Source organism: Rhizobium sp. LjRoot30, from assembly GCF_964253915.1.
GTDB lineage: Bacteria > Pseudomonadota > Alphaproteobacteria > Rhizobiales > Rhizobiaceae > Metarhizobium.
Map to the genome: position 1 here is coordinate 157,732 of NZ_CAXUSG020000007.1, position 24,980 is coordinate 182,711.

Sequence of the window (24,980 nt, forward strand, 5' to 3'; positions counted from 1 at the left end):
GCCGACACACGGCATCCTCTCCCGAAGACAACGAGAAATGCCGTGTCACGACCGCGCTTTCCGGCGGATCGTGGCACGGCATTTTTTATTTCTGCCCGGAAGATGAAGACGTCAGGGACGTCGGGCGCTCTTGATCTGCACCAGCGTGTCGAGGTTCTGGTTGACGCGGCAATAGAACTCTTCGTCGATGAATGGCCGCAGCATGAAATCGTTGCCGCCAGCCTTGAGGAAGCGTGCCGACAGCAGCCGGTCCGTCGACGAAGAAACGCCGATGATACGCAGTTCATGCGAACCGATGGACGAACGAATGCGCCGCGTCAGTTCGAAACCGTCGATATCGGGCATGTTGTAGTCGGTGACCATCAGGCCGATATCGCGGTTCGCCTTGAGGATCGCCAATGCCTTCGCGCCATCCTCAGCAACGCTCACCCGGAAATTGTAGCGCTTGAGACGCGTGGACAACAGGGCGCGCGCCGTGGCGCTGTCATCGACGATCAGCACGTGATGGCGCTGGTTGGTAAGGAACCGGCAGACCGATTCTGCCAGCATCTCGACCGCAAAGACATTGTCTTTCAGAACGTAGTCGACGATATCCTTGGCGAGGATCTGGGCGCGGATCTTTTCCTGAAAGGTGCCGGTAAAGACGATCGTCGGGATGGACAGATCGATCAGATAATCCAGCGTCTCGCCGTTTTCGGCGCCGGGAAGATTGATGTTGGAGATAGCGAGCGCGATCGGCTCCGAGGACTTGTCATAGGCAAACTGGACCTCTTCGAAATCGCGGCAAATTTCCACATCGATATCGAACAGTTCCTTGAGACGCTTACTGATCATCGACGTAAAAACATTCGAATCTTCAGCGACGAGAATCCGGGCTTGCGCGAGTGACGCGCCGGAATACTGCATCCCGGAGATACCTAGAAATGACATGAATTGCCCCTGCCTGAAATAAAATGACCCCGCTTCAGACAATAAAACAAACCATTTGCGGAAATGTTAATCAGGCAACGCCGCGGGCGCGCCTTTTTTCAGCATGTGCAGAAGGCGCAGAACCAAATCTTTACCATGAACGGCCCGGGAGACTTCAGGCTCGGCAGCGTTTACTTGATCACCGCCGAACCGTTGAGGATTTCCACATTTTCGCCGCCGTCGAGTGCGATACGGTCACCATTCGGAAGCGTAACGAAACATCCGGTCGGGCAGAGCGTTTCGGAGCCACCGGCGTCGAGAACGATCTCCATGCGGCTGCCGTTTTCGACGACCGTGAGAACGACGGTCGCGCCGTCCTTGTTCGTCACCGTCGCTGCGGCGGCCGGCGCAGCGAAAATGCAGAATGCAACAAGCGAACCCAAGACTGATTTCATTGCCTATCGGTGTTCGACACCGCCCCTGTGACAGCCGCTCTCGGTCCCATCGACACGATATAACGGCCCGCCTCGGTCCAAGCTTACTGCCGGTCGAGACGTTTGCCTACTCTCTAGTGCAATCGAACTGAATAACGCCTGAATGGGCCATATGGCTGTCGTTCAGCCGATGGTCTTGCCGCTCTGTGCATTGACGACCGGCGCGGGACGCGTTTCCGGCTTGGCCTCAGGCAATTGTTCGCGCGTTTCCTCTTCGGCGGGCGGATCCTTCGGCACCTCCTCGTCCTTCTTGAAGGGCATGCCCAGCCCCTCCTCCCGGAAGCGCTCGAAGATCGCCAGGCGCAGATCGTTGCGCACCTCGCCGCCATTGACGATATCGGCCAGAAAGGCGCGCAGCTCGAACGTCATCGTCGACTCGCCGAAGGCGCTGAAAATCGCCATCGGCGCCGGGTTGCGGAGCACCTTCGGATGCCCTTCGGCAATTTCCTTCAACAATTGCATGATCCGGCGCGGATCGCTGTTATAGCTGACGACGACGGAGATATCGGCACGGCCGAGCTTGTTGCGATGCGTCCAGTTGCCGACGGATGCGTTGATGAACAGCGAATTCGGCACCATGATCGACTGGCGCTGGAACGTCTCGATCTCGGTGGCGCGCACGGAGATGCGCTTGACGAAGCCTTCCGTCGTACCCGTCACCACCCAGTCACCAACCTTGAAGGGTCGCTCGACCAGCAGGATCAGGCCGGAGACGAAATTCGAGACGATGTTCTGGAGACCGAAACCGACACCGAGGGACAAGGCACCGGCAACGAGCGCGAAGCTCGACAGGTCCAGTCCCGCCGCCGAAATGCCGATCAGGCCGGCAAGCGCCACGCCGAGGTAACCGACACCCGTCTTTACCGAGTTGCGCACGCCGGTATCGATCTGCGACCGGTCCATGACGTTGCCGTCGAGCCATTTCTGCAGCCAGCGCGTCAAAAGCAGGCCGAAGACGAACAGCAGGACGCCGCCGAGAATGCTCATCAGCGAGATGGTGATATTGCCGATGCGAATTTCGGTGAAGAGGCGGTAAGCCCATTGCTCCAGGTCGCCCACCTGGAAACCCCAGGACAGCAGGATCAGCGGGACGCCCGTCAGCAGCGCGAATGCATAGACGCCCAACCCGGCGGCAAGGCCGATCTGGTCGAGTGCCACCGGCCCCAATCCGTAACGCTCGCCGAGATAGACGCCAAGCCGCGTCTCGGCAAAGGCCCCGCGCTTGCCCACCGCCTTGCCGCACAGGATGCCGATGTACATCGTGGCTGCCACGGCGCCGGTCAGCACGATCTGGGTGGCGACGAAACGGGCAAGCCCGACATAACCCGTGACACACGCGACCACCAAGGCAATGCCCGTCAACCGCAAAAGGATGGCCATCAGCCGAGGCCATGGCCTGCCCCGCTCCTCCGCATCGCCGCTCGGCGCCAGGACCGGCCTCAGGAAAGATATGACAAAAAGAATGGCGCCGATGATCAACGATGCCACGAAACTCTTCATCACCGTCAGAATGACGGGGGAACCCAGCGCTTCGCTCACGTCGCTGAAGACATAATCCGCACCACTGACGACAGCCATCGTCAGAACCGCCCAGTCGAGCTGGTGAGCACCGGCATTCGACACTCTGACCAGGCGCCAGTCGGGCCGCCCCGGCGCGAAAACCGCATGTGTCAATCTCCCGACAAAATAGACGGCGCCGACAAAACCGAGGACAGAGGATATGATCGGGGCGATATCCGCTCGCAAAACGTTGAAACTGTTCATGAAAAAGAACGACGCAGCGAGAAGCGCCACGAGTGACAACGTCTGGATCATCGTCGACCAGAAGGCGAAGGACAGGCGGGCGATGTAGGGCGGATCGACGATGGTCCCGTCGCGGTGGGTAAAATGCCCGAAAAGGCGATAGCTGCCCACGAGGAAAACCAGAGCCGCCACAAGCGAGAGGAGAACCGCTGACAGCAGCGGCAGCCGCTTGAATTTCCAGACGAATTTGATCCAGCTTCCGAAAGCGCGCTGCAGATCTGCCATTTCGGCAACCAAGGCGCTTCCCGCGATGTTGAACGATTCTGCCGAGATATCCAGGCGCTTGAACAGCGTTTCCGTAAACAGTCGTCGGCGAATATCGGTGATCTGGTTGGAAAGACTGGTGGCGCTGATCGAAAGATCTTCGGCTTCGCCCGTCAGCGCATTGATGAGCGACCGTTCCGTGCCGAGCTGCTTGCGCTCGCTGGTGACGATATCGGCCTCCGGCGGCTGGCCTTCCGCCGGCGGATCCCCGAGTTCGGCCAGGCGGCTCTTGATGGCTTCGAACCGCGGGCGCAAGCTCACCGAAATGGCGATGATCGCCCGCGTTGCCTCATCCACCTGCGCCTTGAGATCGACGAGACGCGCATCGTCATCGGCATGCGTTTCCACCTGCTGTTTCAGCGCATCGATACGGCCGCGGGCTGCAGTCAGATCCGTGCGGCCCTTGTCGATCGTCTCGTTCAGCTTTTCCTTCTCTTCGTTTGCAGCCGCCTGGGGCAGATCCTGAGCGGCGGCGTCGACGATAGACATCGGAGCCGCGGCAAAGCACAACGACAGAAGCAGCAACAGATGAAACGGAAAATTGAAGATGCGCAAAGGAGGCCTTCCAAACCAGGAGATTCGTACAAATACCGCCCCTTTTACCTAAAGGAAAGAAAGGCGGCATGAAGGCGCAGACGCTTATACCTCGCTCAGAAACCTGCCCCCGGCTGCGACAGATAGAGTTTTTCCGCCTCCGTCGATACGCGCCCGAGGAAGGCATTGCGATGGGGGAAACGGCCGAAATCGACAATCACCTGGCGATGACGCTCGGCATAGTCGAGGTAGACGGCATGACCGAGCGTTTCGAACAGCACCACCGCCCGGTGCTGGTCGGCAAGATCCTCGGAATGCTCGAACGGTATGTAGAAAAAGCAGCGGATGGCATCGGCGACCTGCAGGTCCGCTCCCGCCTCGATCGCCAGCTCGGCCTCCCGCCGTGCCAGCCCGTCGGTGGCAAAGGCCAACGGCGTGCCGCGATACATGTTGCGCGGAAACTGATCGAGCACGATGATGGCCGCCAGACGCGCCATGGCGGATGAGCGCCATTCTTCGCCGACCCCATGCGCCAGCGAAAGATGCACGTCGCGGAACCGGGCGGTGATGGTCGCATCGAGACCGGGATCGGAGCGGAACCAATCCTCGGGCGTCAATTCCTGGAACCAGAATGCCAGAACATCGTTCTGCTGTTCGACAACTGTAGCCATGCCATTCCTCCATGCCTTTCCGCACACCGCGACATATCCGTCGCCACGGTGACGAGAGAAAGACGATACGTGTTCATGTGATGGAAAACTCGATGGTCGCCCTCGCCCCGACACCGCGGCCGCTGTCATAGACGATCTCGCTGGACAGGCTCGAGGCCATCGCCGTCATGATCTTGGTCCCGAGACCCGTGCCCTTGATCGGCTCGCCGCGCTCAAAACCCTTGCCGTCGTCCTCAACCGTGACGCTGATGCGGTCCCCCTCGCACTTTTCCACGGAGACGCGGATTTCGCCGCGCTGTCCATCGTCGAAGGCATACTTGAAGGAATTCGTCACCAGCTCGCTGATGATCAGGCCGATGGTGATGACCTTGTCCGTCGGCAACGACAGCGACGGCGACGTCAGCTTGACGCGATGTGGCCGCCGCTCGTCATGCATCGAGTTTTCGAGTTCTCCGAGCAGGCTCGACAGATAGTCGTAAAAATCCACCTGGCCGACATGCACGCCGGTATAAAGGCGGCGGTGGACGCTGCCGATGGCATTGATACGCACCTGCGTCTCCTGCAGGGCATCGACGGCCGCTTTGTCCTTGGTGACCGAGGCCTGCATGCGCACGAGGGCGGCCACCAGCCCGAGACTGTTGGCAACACGGTGGTTCACCTCGGCCAGCAGCAGTTCGGCACGGTCCCTCTCCCTGCGAATGGCTTCCTGGGCTTCAGCGGTCTCCCGTCGATAGCGCGCCCGCTCCAGCCCTTGCTCAAGCGCCACGGCGAGAAGGTCTACGTAATCATCCGAAGCATTCTTGATGACATAATCGTCAGCGCCCATCTTCAGGGCGGCGACAGCAACGCCGGTATCGCTGGATCCGGTCACGTAGATCACCGGAAGATGGCTCGCCTCCTCGACGATGCAGCGCAGGATATCGAGGCCGATTTCGCCGCCGAGAAAATGATCGAGCGCCACGGCATCGATACCGCCCTCGCGCATGCGCGTCAGCCCGCTCAACCCATCGGCGGCGCAGTGGACTTCGTAGCCGCGGCGCTGCAGGTTCTTGCGCACCAGATGGGAAAGCGCCTCGTCATCGTCGATGTAGAGGATCCGGGTTGCGCCGGTCGCCGCTGCCTGCTCGCTCATGACAGCCATTCGCTTTCGCCGGTCAAACTGAGGCCAGCCTCACGCGGCGCGGTTTTCAGGACAGTGATCTTGCCGATTGGCTGTCTCACGCACCTCAAACACACAAGCAGCCTGTGGCGGCGCTTTCCAGCGCTTCCCCGAAAGGAACACACAGCTGAAAGAGGGGCGTCGGGCAGCAATTTACCGGCGGGCAAGGATATCAAAGAATTCGTACCCATAAGAAAATGAATTATCATCCCTGCAGAGGATCATGGACATATATCAAATTTCAGCCGGCACCTTGCCGGCCACCGGGACCATTAACGTGGATGACGGCAGAAAGTTCCCCGCCCGTTCGATTTTTATTCAATTTTTTTGTCGTCACCCCTTCACCCGAAACGATTGTATTTCCTTGGTTTCGGATTGGCTTCTGCGATATGCTGTTTTTGGAGGAGTGAGCACGCCAACCTTTCGGCCAGCCGGAACCGGACGGCGTGCTTTGTCGTTGTTTGGCATGATGAGGAGGACATGATGAAACAGATCGTCTGGAACCAACCCTTGGAAATCGGCTTCCAGCAGGACGACGTGCACGAAGTGCATGGACCGCTCGAAGCCCTCAATTGCCTGGCACACCTCTGGCCCGACCGCCGCGGCCCGCAATATGTCGCCGCCCGCAGCATCTGCCGCGCCGCCATTGATGGCCGGAAGAGTGCCGAACAGGCTCGCGAGGCCTTCATGACGGCGGCGAAAGAGGCGCACCTGAAGTTCCATTGAGGTTTTCGAAAACCCTTTCGGAAACATCGCTCCCTGGGCCGACCACGATTTCAGGACCTCCGACAGAGGCCCTTCGCTTGCGTTTTGACTGTCCGCCATAAAAAAAGCTCGCCATTTCCGGCGAGCTTTTCTTTAGGCTGGGTACGATGGTGTTAGCGGCAGACGGTCCGGTAGCCGACGATCACCTTCTTGCCGTAGTAGGGATCATATTTGCGGATCGCCTTTTCGAAGCATTCGCCGCCGCTGTAACCGGCATTGTACTGATGGCGGCGGTGCTTGCGCTTGTAGTGGCGATCGTAATCGTGGTGTTCCTCATAGGCAGCGGCACCGATGATCAGGGCTGCAGCACCGACGGCGAGGCCGACAGCCAGGTCCCGGTCGCTTGCCGAAGCAGTCGTGGTGGTAACAGAGACGGCCGAGGTTGCGAGAACGATGGTGGCCATTGCGGAGATCAGGGTCTTGCGGAACATGTGGTCTATCCTTCCAGTGGGAGGCGAACCCTTCGTCCGCCGATGACCAGACACTAGGATATCCGACGCACATCGTCTGTTTCGCGCGTTACATCCACTCAGCTGCAACGGCAATTCCAGCAGAACCGGGCCGCGGTCCTGCGTCCGGAATTGTGTGAAAACAAAAGGATGCAGCGTTTTCGCGTTTCGGAGAAAAAGCGAAAAATGATCTACGAGGTCGAGACCTCGTGGTCTCCATCAACCCAGTCGGTTGCCAACGGCACGACGATCTTGCAGTGGACGCCGTCCGCATCGTAGGCGATGTCGCACTTGCCCTGCAGCTGTCCTTCCACAAGACTGGTGATCAGCTTCGATCCAAAGCCCGTGCGCGAAGGCGGGCTCACCGATGGCCCCCCTGTCTCACGCCAAAGCAGCTTGAGACGAATGTCGTCCGATCCTTCGACAACCCACGAGACTTCGACGCGTCCGGTCAGCACCGAGAGCGCACCATACTTCGCGGCGTTTGTCGCCAGTTCATGCAGGATCAGTGCAAGGGCAACCACAGCCTTGGGCGGAATATCCAGCTCAGGTCCTTCGACACGAATCTGGTCTGCGGGATAAGGCGACAGCGCTTCCGCCACCACCCGGCCCATGATCGCGTTGTTCCAACTGCCGTAGGTGAGAAGATCGTGAGCACGAGCAAGGTTGCGAAGGCGGGCATCGAATGACGATGTGGCCAACTCCATATCCGTGGCACGGCCAAAGGTTTGACGCGCAATCGCGATCACCGTCGCGAGCACGTTCTTCACGCGATGATTGAGCTCGCCGATAAGGATGTTCTGGACCCGCTCCGCTTCCTTCCTCGCCGTGATATCCCGCGCGATCTTGGACGCGCCGACAACACGACCCAAAGCGTCGTTGATGGGCGAAACAGAAAGCGAGACCTCCACCAGGCGCCCGCTCTTGTGCCTTCTCACCGTCTCATGTGGTTCGACCCGCTCTCCGGCGCTGATGCGATCAATGATGCGCTTCTCTTCATCCAGACGATTTTCCGGAATAAGAATGGAGACGGGGCGGCCGACAATCTCTTCGGCGGAATAGCCGTACAGCAGTTCCGCCCCGCCATTCCAGTCGGTGATGATCTTGTCGAGATCGATGCCCAGAATGGCGTCTTCCGACGAAGCAACAATCGCGGCCAAACGACGGAGAGTAATTTCATAACCGACACGATCGGTCGTTTCATTCACCAGGCAAAAGACAGCGACGACATTTCCCGCGTCATCCTTGACCGGCGAATATGAGATATCGAAATACACCGTCTCGGGCTCGTCATGGCGCTCGATATAGAATGGCTAGTCCTTGGCGGACACCGTCTCGCCCGTCTCCAGAACGTGGCGAAGCAGCGGTTCGAGATCATCCCAGAGTTCCGCCCAAAACTCGCGACCGGGCCGGCCGAGCGCCTGCGGGTGCTTGTTGCCAATCGTCGGGGCGTAGGCATCGTTATAGATCGCCACGAATTCCGGGCCGCAGAACATGACGATCTGTGCCTGGGCAGGGAGGGCGAGATCGACCGCGCACTTCAATTGTATCGGCCACGACGAAACCGCGCCGAGGCTGGTGCTCGCCCAGTCGTAGGAAGCAATGAGCGCTGCCATGTTGGTGGCCGACGGATGAGCAGGAGGATTTTGATCCGACATTGGCCCTTGGACTTGGATTGGGCATGACGAAAAGCGTCATGTTGATCAAACGACTAACAGACGCGATGACGCAAAGCGAGAGCAAAAGGCGAATGGCTCCCAATACTCCAGCATTGAAAACCTGATGAAAAAATTCATCAAAACCGCCCAGACGGAATCCTCTAGCTCACTTCGTCGGCGGGGCACCGATGCCGGTGTCGGATATAGGACCGTGCGGATGCTCTTTGTTGTGCGAATGCGTGGCACGCTCGGCGGTGGCCGGCCCCGTGAACCCTTCCGCACCGTAAAAGGCCAGATGCAGACCCCAGTATCCCGTCATGAAGACGACCAACGCCGCGGCAATGCCGCCGGGGATCGCCGGCAGGTGCACCTTCAGCGCCGGCAGAAACCGGGTCTTCCGGCATTGGTCGCAAGCCACGGCAACGAGGATCGCCATGATCAGGCCATGGCCGATCAGATCGATGCGGCCGAAGGGCCAGACGGCGGCGGTGAAGATGACGATGAGCGCCACGGCCGACAGGCGGCGGATCAATGGCGTCCAGAGCAGACCGAAGCCCATGGTGAACTCGGCGATACCGGCCATGGGAATGAACACGTCGCGCGGCATGCCGAAGGTCAGGAAAGGCTTCTCCTCGACAAGAGGATAGAACCAGTCCGGATAGGCGAACTTCTCAAGGCTGGACCACATCAGGGCGATCGCCAGGCCCCAGCGCAGCACTTCGAAACGATGCGAGCGCAAGGCCTCGTTCTTCGACGGTTCGAGGATCAGATATCCCGCCACGCCGACACCGAGCGCGAGATAGTCGAACAGATGGAAAAGATCGTAGTCCCGGATCGCCAGCAGCCAGAGCGCAATGATGCCGATGCCCGCCAGGGGCATGGTGGGCCGGAAGAAGATGCAGGTGGCGATCAGCAGCTGCAGCCATGAAACCCATTCGGCAGGCGTCTTGAGATCGGGCGTCAGATAAACGCCCCCGACGGCAAAAATCGCCACGAAGAAGGCGCCGACGGTCACGCGGACATAGTCATCGAGCCGGTTCCAGAGGGCATTCGTCGCCCAGTCGAGGCCATCATGGACACGATCGCCGAAAGCGCTGATCTCGACCAGGCGCGTCAGGGCGAAAAAAACGATGACGAGCGCGATGCCCGTCCAGAACCAGACATTACCCAGAACGGTGCCGATCGGCTGCGGTGGCGCGCCGACGATATAGGGTGCAAACCACTTCACATGCGCCTCTGCCACCGCGGGCATAAAAGCGCCCGCCGCGGCAAGAAGCCCGACAATTTTCAACGTCGAATACTTGGCCATGACAAATCCCCCAAAAAATCGATAGCCGGCTACGGAGACATCTCGTCACGTTCCCCAACGGACATGCCCCACCGGATTTTATCAGAGTTCCGCCGACAAGCGTACGAATGTTGCCGGCGGAGAAATACACAAAACACGGTAATCGGATCGTTTTATGCGACGTCGCGACACCTATTCGGCCGCCACTCCCGGCAAGTACCGCGGAGCGGGTTTGTCCAGTGAGAGATGCGGCGCGAGAGCATGCCGGGCCTGGTCGAAAGCGGACCATAACCCGTCATCCCCGAGCGACGGAATGGTCACGACCTCACCCATGTCGAACCCGGCGAGAGCCGCATCGACCATATGGCCTGCATCCATGATCATGCCGGCGGGAATGCCGGAACTGTCCACACCGGCGCGTTCGAATATCTCCGTGCGGGTAAAGCCCGGCAGCACGGCCTGGATCCGGACGCCCTTCGGGTCGAGTTCCGATGCGAGGGACTGCGTCAGCGTCAGCACGAACGACTTTGCCGCCGCGTAGCTGCCATTGAACCGCTCGGGCATCAGCGCGACAACGGAGGCCAAGTTGACGATGCCGCCCTCTCCTCGCGCGCTGAACGCCTTGGCGGCCGCCACGGTGAGCGTGTGCAGGACGTCGACGCCGAGGAAGACCAAACGGTCGAGATCCGTCTCCGACGCGTCCAGCACGCTGCCGCTCGGCGCCACCCCTGCGCTGTTGACGAGGAAGGAGATCGCTTCATCCTCCCGGATGCGCTTGGCGACGCGCTGGAGGTCTTCCGGCTTGCCGAGGTCTGCCGGCAAAGGTGTGGCCACGATGGCGTGTTTCTCCGAAAGCTTCTTGGCGCTCGTTTCCAGGCGAGCGAGGTCTCGCGCAACAAGGACAAGATCGTAGCCCCTGCCGGCAAGGCGGTCGGCATAGACCGCTCCGATACCGGAGGACGCACCGGTGATCAATGCGATGGGTCTGCTCATGACAAGTTCCTATTCGGCTGCAATGTTGAGGTTGCCGACGACGGGAGTGCCGTTGGCGTGGATGAGATGTTTGTCGGTCATGTTCGTTTCCCCTGTCTTGATGATTGGTTGGACGTCATGTTTCCCTAAGATCGCCGATCAGCGTCGGCACGAGTTCCGCCACGGTCGGATGGATCGGCACTGCCCAGCGCAGCTTTTCCGTCGTGGAATTCAGGTTCATCGCTTCGAGGACACCATGAACGGCTTCATCGCCACCGACGCCGAGAAAGGCCGCACCGAGCACCTGGTCGGTCTCTGCATCCGCGACGAGTTTCAGGAGACCTTGCGTTTCACCCTTTTCCACGGCGCGGCCGACACGGCTCATCGGACGGGTGGAAACCTTCACCCGATGTCCCGCCTCTTTCGCCTGGCGTTCCGTCATGCCGACCCGGCCGAGCGGCGGATCGATGTAAAGGCCATAGCCGAGGATACGGTCGGACAGCTTGCGGTCGCCGCCGTCGAGCAAGTTTGCCGCGACGATCTCGAAATCATTGTAGGACGTGTGGGTAAACGCGCCCCGGCCGTTGCAGTCTCCCAGCGCCCAGATGCCATCGACATTTGTCTGCAGGCGGTCGTCGACCGTGATGTAGCCGTGATGATCGGTTTCGATGCCCGCCAACTCGATACCAAGGTCGTCGGTGTTTGGCTGACGTCCGACGGCGACGAGGACGTGGCTGCCGTGAACGCGCTCCCGATCCGTCTCTACAACGATGTCCGCGCCATCCCTGCCGACGGTTGCCAGCGTCTGGCCACGCAGAACCGTGATGCCGTCCCGGGTCAGGATATCGGCGATCGCCTCGGAAATGTCGGTGTCTTCGCGGGAGGCCAGGTGCTGTCCGCGCTCGATGACGGTGACCTCGGCACCGAAGCGTCGATACATCTGGGCGAACTCCAGCCCGATGTAGCTGCCGCCAAGCACGATCAGGTGTTTCGGCAGTTCTTCCAGGGCAATGATCGAAGTGCTCGTCAAATAAGGCACGTCGACGAGGCCGGGCACATCGGGAATATGTGGCCGTGCGCCGACATTGATGAAAATCTGCGGCGCCGTGTATTGCTCACCATCGACCGTCACGGTCTTGGCGGCCACGAACCTGGCCTGGCCATGAATCACATCCATCGTCTCGAGGCTGTCGAACCAGGATGCGAGACCGTTTCTCGCATCGAGGGTCACCTTTCTCGCCCGGGCCGCCACGACGGCCATGTCGACGGTCGGCGGTTCGCCGAGCTTCACCCCATATTCCGCCGCGCGCCGCGTTACCTCGGCGGTCTTGGCGCACGCCACAAGGGCCTTCGTCGGCATGCACCCGGCATTGACACAGGTGCCGCCCAGAAACTTGCGTTCGATCAGGGCCACCTTGCGCCCCATCGCGGCCATGCGAGCGGCGAGAAACGGCCCGGCCTGCCCGGCTCCGATGAAAATCGCGTCATAGTCCCTCATGACACGGCCGCCACGATGACCAGTGCGAGCGCGATGGCGACCACGTCTTCGATGAGGGCCGCAGGCAAGTCACGGCCGAAGCGGCCGGCGAGATAGGCACGGCCGGCAGCACCACCGAAGGTGCCGATCACCGCACCGATGATACCCGCGATCAATCCGACAACAAGGGTCCCGCCCGCGGACGCGATCGTCGCGCCGCTGAGCGCGCCCATGATGATCCGCGCGCCGAACTGGACCGGCACCTTGCGCGAAGGCGTGCTGGGAAGCTGGTCGGTGACAAGCTCGACCACGGCAAGGATCGTGAAGATCACCACTGCCCAGATCGATCCCATGAAGGAGAGGCTGCTCTGGGAGATGTCGAACCATCCGAGATAAGCGCCCCAGGCAACGGCGGCGGGGGCCGTCATGGCACGCAAACCCGCGACGATGCCGATGAGAATAGCAAGAAGGATAAGCATTGGAGTTCCCCTGAAAATTGATGATATGAAGAAATATGCCGCGGATGCCTGATCGGCAAAAGGAGCGCGGGATACCCGCGGCATGCCTGGAACGCCCGGAGGCGTCAACTCTGGAAGAAGGCCAGCAGGTCGGCGTTGATCACGTCCGGATTGATCGTGCACATGCCGTGACCCAGACCCGGATAGGTCTTGAGCGTGCCGTTTTTCAAAAGTTTGGCGGAAAGCGGCGCGGAATCGGCATAAGGCACGATCTGGTCGTCGTCGCCATGCATCACGAGAACCGGAAGGTCGATCGCCTTGAGGTCTTCGGTGAAGTCGGTTTCCGAGAAGGCCTTGATGCAGTCATAGTGCGCCTTGGCGCCGCCCATCATGCCCTGCCGCCACCAATTCTGGATGATGCCTTCGGAGACCTGAGCGCCGGGACGGTTGAAGCCGTAGAACGGGCCGGAGGGGACGTCACGGTAGAACTGGGCGCGGTTGGCGATAAGCGCGGCACGGAAACCGTCGAACACCTCGAGCGGCAGGCCGCCGGGGTTCTTCTCGGACTTCACCATGATCGGCGGCACCGCCCCGATGATGACGGCTTTCGACACGCGTCCCTTCTTCGAGCGGGCGACGTAGTGAACGACCTCGCCGCCGCCGGTCGAGTGACCGACATGGATGGCGTTCTTCAGGTCGAGTTTTTCGGCCAACTCGGCCACATCGGCCGCGTAGGTGTCCATTTCGTTGCCGGTGTCGGTCTGGGTCGAGCGGCCGTGGCCCCGGCGGTCGTGAGCGATGACACGAAACCCTCTCTCGAGGAAGAACATCATCTGGTTGTCCCAGTCATCGGCCGAGAGCGGCCAGCCGTGATGGAAGACGATGGCTTGCGCATCTTTCGGACCCCAGTCCTTGTAGAAGATTTCGGTGCCGTCGGTGGTGGTTACAAAGCCCATGGTGATATTCCCCTGTTCGGTTTCAACTGGTTGCGTGGCGGCGGAAGCCCACTTCGGAAGGGACGCGACGGCGACTGTCGCACCTCCTGCGAGGAGGAAATCACGCCGGGTGGCGCTTAGATGCATTGCGGTGGCGATGGCGTTCATGTCCGTCTCCGTGGAAGCGAGGATGCCTCTGTTTCGACGAGACGGACGGTGCTCCGGTCTTGCGTGTGAATCGAGTAAAGCGTCGTAAATTGATGATAAGCAAAAAATTCGCGTGTCCCGGCGGCGGCCTGCCCGCAGCCTATCCGGCGACAAAACGATAGGCGTCGCCTGTCCGTTCGGCGTAACCGACACCGGGATAGGTCCAGTGATAGCCCAGCAACTTCAGCTTCTCGGTCGCAGCCCGATCGAGCAGTATTCTGCGATGCTTGAGGGCCAGTTCCCCATCGGTGTCGAAGCCGAAATGCCATTGCGGGTGTGCAAAGAAGATCACATCGTTCGTGCAAGCGTCGCCGGTGATCAACAGGTTATCCCGCCCGGCGAGTTCGACGGAGATATGCCCGGGCGTGTGTCCGGGCGTGTCGACGACCGACATGCCGGGCACGATCTCGTCGCCCGCCCTCACCTGCGTGAGCTGGCCCTCGACGGCGAAGAGATCCCGTTGCGCGCCCTTGGCGAAGCCATGAAGGGCCGCGGGCCTGCGGGTTTCGAAATCCTTGTCGGTCCAGAAATCCCATTCGGCCTGGCTGACATAATATTGCGCATTCGGATAAAGAAGCTTGCCCTCCGCTGTGACGGTTGCGCCGGAGTGGTCGGGATGAACATGGGTAAAGACGATCTTGGTGATCGATTCCGGCGTCACGCCCGCCGCCTTCAGGTTCCCGGCCAGCCTGCCTGCGCTGTCCTGAAAGTTCGCGCCGGCACCATTGTCGATCAGGATCAAATCTTTGCCGTAACGGATGAGCGGGACATTGGCCTGGACAGGCGCCCCGCTCATATCCCCTCCAAGGGCTGCCAGGATCGGCTTGCGCTCCTCCACCGAGGCATCAGGAAGCAGGACGTCGGCGGGAAGGGTGAGGAAGCCGTCGCTTAAAACAGTGACGTCGAAATTGCCGTGCTCGAACCGATGGAGGTTGGCGGCCCAGCCTGGCCGAGCCATCACAGCGGCAGCGGCTGCCGTCGTCACCAAGAAGTCGCGTCTCGTGATGCATGCTGATTTCGAAAACATGTGTCGTCCTCCGACGGTTGTTGTCAGCAGGAATCTCGCTCGCGACAGATTGAGTGGCGAGTAAATGCTTGTGAATCGGTGCGAACGGCTCTGTTCGCACACAGACAAAACCTACTGCAGGCCGGTGCTGTGATGGACGTTTGCCCCTTCTGCAGCTTCGATGACAGTTTCCGGGGTCACGTCCTCCTCATCATCATACCCCGCAAGCTCGCGGGAAAGATCGGCCGAAATTCTGCGTTCCCACGCGACCGCTTTGTCGCCACGGGCAAGTTCCAATCCCGCTTCGAAGAAGTGATTGGCCGCGGAAAGCGCGTTGCCCCCTCCCTCCTGCAGGATCAGCCGGGCTTTGACCCGAAGGAGATCGGCACGGCACCACCGTTCGCCGGAACTCTGGCCGTCCAGCAATGCCGCGTCGATGACCTGGTGCGCCTCGGTAAAGCGGTTCAGGCTGCCGAGCGCCTGGGCTTCCAGCGACTGAAACGCGGACTTGAAGAGCGTAAACCCGGCCTTCTCCAGAACCGTCATGCTCGCACAAAGTTCGCTCAGGCACGCGTCCGCTCGCCCCTCGCGGAACGCCAGGTCGGCGCCAAAGCAGCGCGCGTAGGCGCTCCAGACATCCAGCGAAAGCGATTTTGTGTGCTCTCCGAGCAGGACGATGTATTTTTCGGCCAGATCGACCCTGCCCTCCAGAAGCGCGATCGGGCACGCGGCCTCGGCCAGCACATTGGTCAGCGACAGCTCATGGCCAATCGACATCGTGTATTCGACGGTCTCCTCGACCAGCCGCAGGGCGCGCTCGGCATCCCCGAGAACCCAATGGCATCTTGCGAGGATGATCCTGGCCGTGGCCTTCTGGTCGAACTGAAACCGCGTGGTGGGCGGCAGCGCCTCGTATTCCTCGATCATCTGCTCGAGAAGGTCGCACGCCTCGGCATGCCGGCCAAGCCAGTGCAGGGTCGCACCCATGATCCGCTTGCCGACCACCGCGTCGACGGCCTCACGCGATGCCGCGGCGCGCGCCTGGAACATTTGCGCCAGTTCAAGCCCCAGCAGCGGCTGAGCACGATTTATGGCATCGACCCAGAGGGCCCAGACGGCGCGAAGCTGATAATCGATATCACCGAGTTGTTCCGCGATACGCAGAGCCGTGGTCCAGGCATCGATGCCTTTCTGCGGCCCTTCAGTCGACCTCATCTGCGGCCAGCCGAGAGCGGCGTAAAGTTTCATCCGGCTTCGTTCGTCGAGGTCGGGATGGTTGTCGAGATAGGCGATCGCCCTGGTGACGAAGACGAAACATTCGTCGAGCAGCGAGAACCGGAAGAACAAGGGCAATGCGGCAACCGTCAATCGCACGCCCGCCAGGGCATTGCCGCCGGGATCGAAAGCCCAACCGAGCGCAAGGCGCAGGCTTGGCACGTGCTGCGAAAAATCCTCCGGCCACTCCTCCAGGGCCGTCGAGTATAATGTCTGTTCGTTCTCTTCCAGCAAGCGGGTCAGGAACCTGGCCAGGCGTTCAACGACGGTCGCGGTCCCGCCGCTTTCCGTCAGTTTCTCGAACGCGTAGAAGCGCGTGGTATCGAGCAACCGAAACCGGGTCCCTTCGGACCCCGGCTCGATCACCATGAGCGACTTGCTGACAAGATTGTCGATGAGGTCGTCGGGGTCAAAGCCGGCAAGCACCGCGACGGCAGCCGGCATGGAAAACCACCCCCTGAAGATGGAAAGCTGCTGGAGTGCGCTCTGCTCCTCGATCGACAGAACCATGTAGCTCCAGTCGAGCGTGGCTCTCAGCGTCTGGTGTCGCAGCAGGGCGGTTCGCCGGCCCCGCGTCAGGACACGGAACCGGTCGCTCAGGGATGCCGCAACCGCCTTGGCCGACATCCTGTCCATGCGCGCCGCTGCAAGTTCGATCGCGAGCGCGATGCCGTCCAGTTGGCGGCAGATATCGCCGACATGATACGCATCCTCGTCGGTCAACTCGTAACCGCCCCGCACCGCTGCGGCGCGTTCGACAAACAGCTGGACGGCTGCGGACCGTGAGGCTTCCAGGACCGATGCATTCTCCGCGGGAAGCTCAAGCGGTTCGAGGCGGTGGACCCACTCGCCGTACGCTCTCAGAGGTTCCCGGCTCGTGGCAACGAAACGGGCCGTGGTGGTGGCAGAGAGAATTGCCTCGACGAAAATCGCGGCCTCGTCGACCACGTGTTCGCAGCTGTCGAGAACAAGGATGATGTCGCGCCCTTCAAGCGCCGACGCGACTTCAGCGTGGATGTCGTCGGTTCTCGACAGGATGTCCAGCTTCGACGCCACTTCGGTCGAGATCAGTTCGCCCGTAGCGAGTTCGGCAAGATCCACCCAGATGATCTCGGCGGCGGCTTGATCCGTCACGGCGCGAGCCAGGGTCGACTTTCCGATCCCCCCGGGACCGACGATCGTCAGCAACCGCGCTTTCGCCATCTGATCCAGGAGCGTGTCGACCGCCCGCTCGCGACCATAGATGCCGGACAAACGTCTCGCTTGAGGATTTCGGGCGGCGGGCTTGCCCGGCGGCTCCGATAGACGCACGACCGACCCGATGAACGTGTAGCCCCGGCCCGGGACATTCGCGATGTAACGCGACTCCGACTTGGTGTCGCCGAGCGCCTTCCGCAACGCCGAGATATGAACCCTCAGATTGGTGTCATCGACATAGGTGTCTGGCCAGGCGTGCTTGACGATTTCCGCGTTCGTCAGGAGTTGGCCGGCGCGGGAAACCAGGAAGAGAAGGATTTCGACGGCACGACTGCCCAGCACGACGGGTTCACCGTCGCGGGTCACGGTTTTCGGTGCCACCTTCAACTCGAAGGGGCCGAATCTGAATCCCTCTTCCACCGTCTGTCTCCGTCGAGCGGAGGCAAGGTAGCACCGCGGTCAGATCAGTCGAATAAATCTTTGAAAAGAATTGCAGCCATCGCCCGTTCCTCTGCTCGGGAATGGCCAAGCGATCAGGAAGCCATTCGCTGGCGATATTTCGGCGCGCACATGAAGCAAAAAGACAGATACAGGCGCAGGTCTCGATGGGAAGCGCCTCAATTTACAGAGATTTGCAGAAATTTTCAGCCATTGACTTGGGGCTGCATGTTTTGAACTGCTTAATCAAGCAGACATGCGTCAAACGATTTTCACTGGGGATATCGGCATGGAGGGTGGCGCGAAAGCCTATCAGGGCATCGGCCTGGCGGCGGCTCTTCCTCATTCATCCCTGGGAGGAGAAGAATGAAGATCGGCGTGGTTTCCGACAGCCTTGCCAAGCTTCCCTTGGGGGAAATGCTGGATCAGGTCGTCCAACTCGGAATGTCCGGTGTCGAAGTGAACACGGGCGGGTGGTCGACGGCGCCGCATTTCGACCTGGACGCCATGCTTGCGAGCGCCCAGACCCGGCGGGAGTTCCGGCAGGAATTCCAAAGCAGGGGCCTCGAAATCGTTGCGCTGAACGCCAACGGAAACCCATTGCACCCCACCGACGCTACGCAGGCGGACTGCCTTCACGACACCATTCGTGTCGCGGGAGAACTGGGGGTCAGGACCGTCTGCACGATGTCCGGACTACCCGCCGGCGGCCCTGGCGACCGGCTGCCAAACTGGGTCGTGGTGAGTTGGCCGCCTGAAGTTCAGGAGACATTGAACTACCAGTGGAACGATGTCCTCTTTCCTTTCTGGCGTGACACGGTGAGCCTGGCGCGACAATGCGGCGTCGAGCAGATCGCACTCGAGCTGTGCGGACATCAATGCGTCTACAATGTCCCCACCCTCATGATGTTGCGGAGCGAGGTCGGCCCGACCGTCGGTGCCAATCTCGACCCGTCGCACCTCTTCTGGATGGGCGCCGACCCCCTCGCCTCGATCGCCGCTCTCAAGGATGCGATCCAGCATGTCCACATCAAGGACACGCTCCTGAACCAACGTGTCCAGCCAACGATGGGACTTCTCGACAATGGCGCGATCGCGGATGTGGCGGGTCGAAGCTGGAGCTACGTCACACCCGGATTCGGTCATACCGAAGGCTGGTGGCGGTCGTTCGTCTACGAATTGCGAATGGTCGGTTATGACGGCTGGCTGTCCGTGGAGCACGAAGACTTCCTGGTCGCCAATGTCGAAGGCCTGCGCACCACGATGGACATGTTCAGAAAATTCCTGCCCGTCGCACCATCGGATTTTTCACTTCAACAAATCTGATCTCTTGGTCGAAAGCACAATAGGCAGCTCTTCTTGAGTTGAGTAAGTTTCGCTGCGGATTGTTGGCAGCGGGTCTGATCCATGCTCTACGGTGTGGGCCGGCCGGGGAGACGATGCTTGGAAGAGGAGTTCCAATTTGGTCCGTACGTTCTGCGGACGAGCAAGCGTGCCGTTCTGCTGAACGGCCAGCCGATCCCGCTTGGCAGCCGCGCCATGGACATCCTCATCTATCTCGTCCGAAACGCCGGCCAACTCCAGACCAACGCCGCCATCATCAAGAACTCCTGGCCGGATACCTATGTCGACGAGGCCAACCTTCGCGTCCACATCTCGGCGCTTCGCCGTGCGCTGGGCGATACGAGGCGCGAGCCGCAATACATCGCCAACATTCCGGGGCGCGGTTATTCGTTCATCGGGCCGCTCTCCACGAGCATTGCAGACGCGGCGACCACTGCCGAACTCGGCATCGACAAGACGCTCCCTCCTCCGGGCCTGGTCGACCGGGACGAGGTGATTGCCTCGCTGGTCGATAACCTGTCCTCGACCCGATTGCTGACGATCACCGGACCCGGCGGCATCGGCAAGACGGCGATCGCCCGGTCGGTCGTGGATCGTTTTGGCCAGAAAATGGTCTGGATCGATCTTGCCGAAGTCGAGCGCGGAGAGGCATTGGCGCCGCTCGTGGCCGCAAGGATGGAAATCGCCCTCAAGAGCGAAGGTCTGGCGGAGGCAATCTCGACCCGTCTCAATGACCGCAACCTCCTCCTCATCCTCGATGGCTGCGAGCATGTCGTCGCGCATGCGGCGGCATTCGCGGAGAAAGTGTTGCTGTCGCCCGGCCCGGCCCGCATCCTCGCGACCAGCCGCGAGCCGTTGCGGGCGCGTGGCGAGCGTGTCCACAGGGTCGTCCCTCTCGATCTGCCCACCGCTGACGCAGCCGATGAACAGGAAAATATCGTGGCGCAGGCGCTGAAATCGCCGGCCGTCCGTCTGTTCGTCGAGCGTGCGGATGCTTGTCTTGGCGGCTACCAGCTGTCCGAGGGTGATACGCCATCCGTCGTCGAAATCTGCAGCCGGCTCGACGGCATCCCTCTGGCGATCGAACTCGCCGCCGCGAGACTGGAAACGATGGGCGTCGAGGCGCTTGCCATTTCACTCAAGGACGGTTTCAAGGTGCTGTCCCGTGGGACCAGGACGGCATTGCCGCGGCATCGGACATTGCGCGCCACGCTCGACTGGAGCTACGACCTCCTGCCGGTCAAGGAACAGCAGGCAATTCAAGAGCTTTCCCTCTTGCGCGGTTGGTTCACGATGGAAACCGCCGCCCACATCACCATGACGACGGACACGGAAACTGTCTTGGACGACCTCGTTTCGAAGTCACTTGTCGTCGCCGATCCCAGAGGCCGGAGGACGCAGTTCCGTCTGCTCGACACGACCAGGCTGCATGCCTGCTCCAAACTGTCGGAGAGTGGCCGCGAACCCGAGGTCTTGCTGTCCGCCGCTCAGTCGCTCACACATCTCCTCGAGGCCGCCGAGGACGAAATGTTTTCCCAGCCCCTTGAGGAATGGTCGCAGGATTATGCCCAACATCTGCCGTCCATACGCCTTGCGGCGGAATGGGCGTTCTCGGCAAGCGGTCATGCCGATACTGCGGCCAGGCTCGTCGTCGCGGCCCTGCCGCTGTTCTTCCGCCTGACGCTGATGGAGGAATCGACGTTCTGGGTCACCCGGGCGATCGCGGTCGACGTCGCGCCGGAGGGCGATGCGCGAAGCCGGATGAAGCTTTATGCGGCGCTGGGTTGGCCAGCGATGCGATCGATATCCCGGCCCGACAAAGGGGTCGAAGCCTGGACCAAGGTTTTGAAGATCGCCGAGGACGCTGGCGACAACGATTTTCAATTGCGCGCGGTATGGGCGCTGTGGGTCGACGCGATTACCAGCGGCGAGCCGAAAAAGGCGATGGTGTTCGCCGAACGCTTCACGTCTCTCGCCCAGAGGTCTGCCGACCCCATGGACGTCGTCGTGGGCAAACGACTGGTGGCGACCACGCTCCATTGGCTCGGCCGCCACCTGGAAGCACGCGACCTGCTTTTGACGATGCTCGCCGATATCGAGCATGTGCCGGCGACCACCGCCTCTGGCCGCTATCATCTGGATCAAGGCGTGACCGCGCGTATCACGCTGGCGCGATGCCACTGGATACTCGGCGATCGTGAACTCGCCTTTACCGTCATCGAAACGGCGGTCAACCAGGCACTGGCCATCAAGCATGAAGTCTCGCTGACGCACGTTCTCGCCGAGGCGGGGTGCCCTCTTGCCCTGCTCGACGGCCGGCTCGATCTCGCCAAGGAATACGCCTCCCTGTTGATGGACCACACCGCATCGCTGTCGCTCGATCTGTGGCAGACCTATGCGCGTTGCTTCGAAGCCGAGGTCGCGATCGCGGAAGGCCGCGCCTCGGTAGGGGTGCCGCAACTCTGCGCCGAACTGACGACGCTGCAGCGTGCGGGGTTCACGAACTTCCGCTCCGGCTTCATCATCGCGGAAGCAAAGGGTCTGGCCCAGTTGGGACGTCATCCAGACGCGTTGACGCTGCTCGACGACGCCATCGCCTCCTGCCGCAGCTCCGGCGAGCGATGGTGCCTGCCGGAACTCCTGCGGGTGAAAGGAAGCCTGGTGCTCGACGATGCCGGGCCTGGTGCCGAAGCTGCCGCTGCCGAATGTTTCCGGGCGGCGCTCGACGCGGCCCGAGCGGACGGGGCGCTGGAATGGGAACGTCGGGTGATGTCCGAGATCGGCAGACATGCGGCGATGCAGCCTGAGTTTGCCGGAATCAAATCCGCGACCGACGTTTTGTCCGCCGCGCGGCCTTCATCATTCCATTAGCTCGACATTTACAACGATTCACAACATGCAACTGGTGATCGGTCATCTGCCATCATAAACCCTTGTTGAAAGGGGTACATTGCGATGACGGACACCGTTCCATCCCGGGTTCTACTGCTATTACCCGACGAAGATGTTTCCGTCGTCTCAGCCGGTTCTCCGCTCAGGTTGGCCAGCCTCTATTACGAACTCAAGGATGCCGGGCTGGAAATCGTACTCGCATCGAGGTCCGGCGGCTTCTCAGCCGTCGTCGGCGACATGCGCCGCCTGCTGGACAACGCTGTCGTCGCCAGGCTCATGGCCGATGCCTTCGCACGAGACGAACTGTCCGAATCCATTCCCCTCGGGCGGGTCTACACAGAGGATTTCGACACCTTGATCCTGTTTGCCGAAGGCGCGGAACTGGCCCATCCCGAAATCGCCCAGGCGATCTCAGAATTCCTCGATGGCGGCAAAGCGGTGATCGCCTCGGAGACCATCAATCCCGCCGAAGGCGTCGTGCCACGCATACATGCGATGCTCTCGAAAGCCCGATAAGGCCACCATTCGTTCGCAGCCCTGCTCCAACCGAAATCCCTGCCTCGATTGACGGGGCGTTCCCGATGGCAGTCTCCGCGATCGGAGAGACAGGCGTTTTGGGGCGGCCCATTCCTGCATGGCACGACGTCCGTGCCCCAGGCCGGTCGCGGGCACCCCTTTGGCGATTAACGGCATCAAAAGCTTTTGGCCCTAATCTGGAGCCATGACTTCGAGTGGATTCCAAAAAGGATTTCTGGCGGTCTTTCTGCTTCTCGTGATGCTGGCGCACTTCGGTGCCGGATCGGCCAACGCAGCTGATTCCGGCAATATTCGCAGTTCCTGCTGGGCATCCGGCAGCCTGTCGGAAGACGTGGCGACAATTGCAGGCACGGCCGGGCGATGGTCCTGCTCCGACCGGAATTACTCCATTGATGCCGAGCGGGTGCTGCTGCGCTTCGATGTCGGCCCGGGCGAACCTCTCCCCCGATACCTCCTTTCCAGGCGAAGCGCACTCGAGACGCTGCATCTGCTGGCGATCGACCAGGATGACGCCGTTCGCGAAATTTCCGTCGCAGCCGAAGCCTTGCCCAGCGCCATGGTTGGCGGGTATTTCAAAGCCACCCTGCCGGAAATAACACGCGCGACCCGGCAGATTATCGTCGCCATCGATCTGCCAAGCCACCGGATGACGCTGGAGAGAGCATATCTGGCGCAGGCAGATGCAGGCAGCGGCGGCATGCGTTTCCTGCTGATCCTGGCGGGACTTTCGGGCATGCTCGTAATGCCTTTGATCTTCAATGTTGCGTTCTACCGTATCCTGCGGGAACCCTTCGTTCTCTGGCACTCGGCGCTCACGCTCTCCCTGCTGGTCACCATCCTGGTTTCATCCGGACTGTCGGTGGTGCTGTTCGATCCGCCGGCGATGACGCTCAACTGGATAACGGCCATTGTCTTCGGGATGACCGTCGCGTCTGGAATGATGTTCACCTACAGCTTCATCGAGCCCGGGTTGATGCATCCTGTTCTGCGACGGCTGCTGCCCTATTGCGCAGCGTGGGCCCTGTTCCTGAGCATTTTTCATGCGGCATTCCCGTTTGTTGCGCGGCCCAGGCAATCTAGCGCATACACGGCCGCATTTGCGCCCATCCTGGCCGTCTTCCTGATGGCGAACATCGATGCCTTGCGCCGCGGAAGCCGCGCTGCGCGGTTCCAGGCCATCGGATACGCGCCAATGGTCCTGGTCGGCTTGATTCGTTTCGTCACGGGGGTGATCCCTTGGTTCGACAGCACGGACGCCATGCTCCTGTTCTATGCCGGCTGCGTGTGTGAAGTCTTCTTCACGACGCTCGGCCTGGCGGAACGTTTTGTAACGATGAGGCACGAGCGAGACCATGCCCGGACCGTCGCCAACGTGCTTGAGAAACTCTCGGAAACCGACCCGCTGACGGGGCTGCTCAATCGGCGCGCCATCGAGGGGCAGTTCAAGCAGCTTCGCGCCGATGGTTTCACCACGCTGGCGATCATCGACCTTGATCATTTCAAGACCATCAATGATGTGTACGGCCATGCAGCCGGCGATGCGGTCCTCAAGGCAGTGGCCGATGCGCTCGAGCCAAGCCCCGATGTCAGCGCCTACCGCCTCGGCGGTGAAGAATTCGTGCTTTTCCTGCGCGGCGACAATGTTGGACACGAAGCCGAGCGCCGACGGCAGGCGATCCCCGCACTTGTCGCTAGTGCGGTTACAGGCCTGCAACGGCCCGTAACGGCCAGCATGGGTATGACGGATTGCATTGCCGAAGAAGGTTTTGCCGAAATCTATGAGCGGGCCGACAAGCTGCTCTACGAAGCCAAGAGCGCGGGCCGAAACCGAACCCGCAGCACGACAAGGGCAACGCCGGCGCCGAGGGCCGCCCCGAACAAAGGGGCAATGATCGCATAGGGCAATTCCAGCAAAAGCGTGGAGCGGTTTTGCTGGCGAACGCAGTAAACCAAAGCCTCAAAAGCTCGGGCACAACATTCGATCATATCATTCGTGATAAGATTGTGATCATTGTAAAAGGATATCAGCGATCCTCTTGCAGTCACTCCCCTGATGGTAAGGGGAAGATGATGGTGGGTGATGTAGGGCTCGAACCTACGACCCGCTGATTAAGAGTCAGCTGCTCTACCAACTGAGCTAATCACCCGTCCGTCCGCCCCGTTCCGGTGGCGTGATGCGGCGTATAAACAGGATCTGGAGGATTGTCCAGCGGCCTGACAAAAAAACTTCGCAAATTGCCGAAAAAAA

18 protein-coding genes, 1 tRNA gene and 1 pseudogene are annotated in these 24,980 nt (G+C 60.8%); 5 read left to right on the plus strand and 15 right to left on the minus strand.

All coding sequences use genetic code 11. The features are described from left to right. Positions 1–111: 111 nt before the first annotated feature. The 5 genes from ACSQ3I_RS15905 to ACSQ3I_RS15925 form a co-directional block, all read right to left on the minus strand. On the minus strand, positions 112–930 hold the full coding sequence (locus tag ACSQ3I_RS15905) for a response regulator (protein WP_436000480.1): 819 nt from the start codon (positions 928–930) through the stop codon (positions 112–114). A 170-nt stretch (positions 931–1,100) separates the two neighbouring features. Then, positions 1,101–1,364 (minus strand): hypothetical protein, encoded by a 264-nt coding sequence (locus ACSQ3I_RS15910; RefSeq protein WP_436000482.1) that lies wholly within the window; start codon positions 1,362–1,364, stop codon positions 1,101–1,103. Positions 1,365–1,526: 162 nt separating this feature from the next. Then, positions 1,527–4,025 (minus strand): mechanosensitive ion channel domain-containing protein, encoded by a 2,499-nt coding sequence (locus ACSQ3I_RS15915; RefSeq protein WP_436000484.1) that lies wholly within the window; start codon positions 4,023–4,025, stop codon positions 1,527–1,529. A 95-nt stretch (positions 4,026–4,120) separates the two neighbouring features. Beyond that, positions 4,121–4,675 carry a DUF924 family protein gene (locus ACSQ3I_RS15920; RefSeq protein WP_436000486.1) on the minus strand — a complete coding sequence of 185 codons (555 nt, stop codon included), beginning with the start codon at positions 4,673–4,675 and terminating at the stop codon, positions 4,121–4,123. 73 nt (positions 4,676–4,748) lie between these two features. Beyond that, on the minus strand, positions 4,749–5,807 hold the full coding sequence (locus ACSQ3I_RS15925; protein WP_436000708.1) for a histidine kinase dimerization/phosphoacceptor domain -containing protein: 1,059 nt from the start codon (positions 5,805–5,807) through the stop codon (positions 4,749–4,751). A gap of 510 nt (positions 5,808–6,317) precedes the next feature. Between ACSQ3I_RS15925 and ACSQ3I_RS15930 the strand changes: the two genes are divergently transcribed. Continuing rightward, on the plus strand, positions 6,318–6,560 hold the full coding sequence (locus tag ACSQ3I_RS15930) for a DUF982 domain-containing protein (protein ID WP_436000710.1): 243 nt from the start codon (positions 6,318–6,320) through the stop codon (positions 6,558–6,560). Between the two features lie 152 nt (positions 6,561–6,712). Here ACSQ3I_RS15930 and ACSQ3I_RS15935 read toward each other — a convergent pair whose 3' ends face one another. From ACSQ3I_RS15935 to ACSQ3I_RS15975, 9 genes and pseudogenes are all read right to left on the minus strand, one after another. Further along, the gene (locus ACSQ3I_RS15935) at positions 6,713–7,030 is read right to left on the minus strand and encodes a hypothetical protein (RefSeq protein WP_436000488.1); all 318 of its coding nucleotides are present in this window, start codon (positions 7,028–7,030) and stop codon (positions 6,713–6,715) included. 209 nt (positions 7,031–7,239) lie between these two features. After that, a pseudogene (locus tag ACSQ3I_RS15940) lies at positions 7,240–8,664 on the minus strand (PAS domain S-box protein). Positions 8,665–8,872: 208 nt separating this feature from the next. After that, positions 8,873–10,015 carry a hypothetical protein gene (locus tag ACSQ3I_RS15945; RefSeq protein WP_436000490.1) on the minus strand — a complete coding sequence of 381 codons (1,143 nt, stop codon included), beginning with the start codon at positions 10,013–10,015 and terminating at the stop codon, positions 8,873–8,875. A 171-nt stretch (positions 10,016–10,186) separates the two neighbouring features. Next, positions 10,187–10,987 (minus strand): SDR family NAD(P)-dependent oxidoreductase, encoded by an 801-nt coding sequence (locus tag ACSQ3I_RS15950; RefSeq protein ID WP_436000491.1) that lies wholly within the window; start codon positions 10,985–10,987, stop codon positions 10,187–10,189. Between the two features lie 115 nt (positions 10,988–11,102). Next, on the minus strand, positions 11,103–12,464 hold the full coding sequence (locus ACSQ3I_RS15955; RefSeq protein ID WP_436000493.1) for an FAD-containing oxidoreductase: 1,362 nt from the start codon (positions 12,462–12,464) through the stop codon (positions 11,103–11,105). Further along, positions 12,461–12,922, minus strand: coding sequence for a DUF4126 family protein (locus ACSQ3I_RS15960; RefSeq protein WP_436000494.1), 462 nt, complete (start codon positions 12,920–12,922; stop codon positions 12,461–12,463). Before ACSQ3I_RS15960 ends, ACSQ3I_RS15955 begins: the two co-directional genes overlap by 4 nt. A 104-nt stretch (positions 12,923–13,026) precedes the next feature. Beyond that, on the minus strand, positions 13,027–13,857 hold the full coding sequence (locus ACSQ3I_RS15965; protein WP_436000712.1) for an alpha/beta fold hydrolase: 831 nt from the start codon (positions 13,855–13,857) through the stop codon (positions 13,027–13,029). Between the two features lie 286 nt (positions 13,858–14,143). Beyond that, entirely contained in the window at positions 14,144–15,070 is a 927-nt protein-coding gene (locus ACSQ3I_RS15970; protein WP_436000714.1) for an MBL fold metallo-hydrolase, read from the minus strand. Between the two features lie 111 nt (positions 15,071–15,181). Then, the gene (locus ACSQ3I_RS15975) at positions 15,182–17,941 is read right to left on the minus strand and encodes an ATP-binding protein (RefSeq protein ID WP_436000495.1); all 2,760 of its coding nucleotides are present in this window, start codon (positions 17,939–17,941) and stop codon (positions 15,182–15,184) included. A 384-nt stretch (positions 17,942–18,325) separates the two neighbouring features. On the opposite strand from ACSQ3I_RS15975, the gene ACSQ3I_RS15980 reads away from it, so the two are divergent. The 4 genes from ACSQ3I_RS15980 (at position 18,326) to ACSQ3I_RS15995 (ending at position 24,632) form a co-directional block, all read left to right on the plus strand. Continuing rightward, the gene (locus ACSQ3I_RS15980; RefSeq protein WP_436000497.1) at positions 18,326–19,285 is read left to right on the plus strand and encodes a sugar phosphate isomerase/epimerase family protein; all 960 of its coding nucleotides are present in this window, start codon (positions 18,326–18,328) and stop codon (positions 19,283–19,285) included. A gap of 117 nt (positions 19,286–19,402) precedes the next feature. Continuing rightward, positions 19,403–22,174, plus strand: a complete 2,772-nt coding sequence (locus tag ACSQ3I_RS15985) for a winged helix-turn-helix domain-containing protein (protein ID WP_436000499.1) — start codon at positions 19,403–19,405, stop codon at positions 22,172–22,174. A gap of 84 nt (positions 22,175–22,258) precedes the next feature. Next, positions 22,259–22,711: a hypothetical protein gene (locus ACSQ3I_RS15990; protein WP_436000500.1), complete on the plus strand. Its 453-nt coding sequence runs from the start codon at positions 22,259–22,261 to the stop codon at positions 22,709–22,711. A 205-nt stretch (positions 22,712–22,916) separates the two neighbouring features. Next, positions 22,917–24,632, plus strand: a complete 1,716-nt coding sequence (locus tag ACSQ3I_RS15995; RefSeq protein WP_436000502.1) for a sensor domain-containing diguanylate cyclase — start codon at positions 22,917–22,919, stop codon at positions 24,630–24,632. A 171-nt stretch (positions 24,633–24,803) separates the two neighbouring features. Here the strand turns inward: ACSQ3I_RS15995 and ACSQ3I_RS16000 are convergent. Continuing rightward, positions 24,804–24,879: transfer RNA gene (locus ACSQ3I_RS16000), tRNA-Lys, on the minus strand. Between the last annotated feature and the right edge of the window lie 101 nt (positions 24,880–24,980).

Bases quoted from the DNA above. Each gene is read 5' to 3' on its own strand.
- ACSQ3I_RS15955 (WP_436000493.1), bottom strand. From the start codon at position 12,464: ATGAGGGACTATGACGCGATTTTCATCGGAGCCGGGCAGGCCGGGCCG.
- ACSQ3I_RS15925 (WP_436000708.1), bottom strand. From the start codon at position 5,807: ATGAGCGAGCAGGCAGCGGCGACCGGCGCAACCCGGATCCTCTACATC.
- ACSQ3I_RS15995 (WP_436000502.1), top strand. From the start codon at position 22,917: ATGACTTCGAGTGGATTCCAAAAAGGATTTCTGGCGGTCTTTCTGCTT.
- ACSQ3I_RS15935 (WP_436000488.1), bottom strand. From the start codon at position 7,030: ATGTTCCGCAAGACCCTGATCTCCGCAATGGCCACCATCGTTCTCGCA.
- ACSQ3I_RS15905 (WP_436000480.1), bottom strand. From the start codon at position 930: ATGTCATTTCTAGGTATCTCCGGGATGCAGTATTCCGGCGCGTCACTC.
- ACSQ3I_RS15930 (WP_436000710.1), top strand. From the start codon at position 6,318: ATGAAACAGATCGTCTGGAACCAACCCTTGGAAATCGGCTTCCAGCAG.
- ACSQ3I_RS15980 (WP_436000497.1), top strand. From the start codon at position 18,326: ATGAAGATCGGCGTGGTTTCCGACAGCCTTGCCAAGCTTCCCTTGGGG.
- ACSQ3I_RS15970 (WP_436000714.1), bottom strand. From the start codon at position 15,070: ATGTTTTCGAAATCAGCATGCATCACGAGACGCGACTTCTTGGTGACG.
- ACSQ3I_RS15950 (WP_436000491.1), bottom strand. From the start codon at position 10,987: ATGAGCAGACCCATCGCATTGATCACCGGTGCGTCCTCCGGTATCGGA.
- ACSQ3I_RS15910 (WP_436000482.1), bottom strand. From the start codon at position 1,364: ATGAAATCAGTCTTGGGTTCGCTTGTTGCATTCTGCATTTTCGCTGCG.
- ACSQ3I_RS15965 (WP_436000712.1), bottom strand. From the start codon at position 13,857: ATGGGCTTTGTAACCACCACCGACGGCACCGAAATCTTCTACAAGGAC.
- ACSQ3I_RS15990 (WP_436000500.1), top strand. From the start codon at position 22,259: ATGACGGACACCGTTCCATCCCGGGTTCTACTGCTATTACCCGACGAA.
- ACSQ3I_RS15920 (WP_436000486.1), bottom strand. From the start codon at position 4,675: ATGGCTACAGTTGTCGAACAGCAGAACGATGTTCTGGCATTCTGGTTC.
- ACSQ3I_RS15945 (WP_436000490.1), bottom strand. From the start codon at position 10,015: ATGGCCAAGTATTCGACGTTGAAAATTGTCGGGCTTCTTGCCGCGGCG.
- ACSQ3I_RS15960 (WP_436000494.1), bottom strand. From the start codon at position 12,922: ATGCTTATCCTTCTTGCTATTCTCATCGGCATCGTCGCGGGTTTGCGT.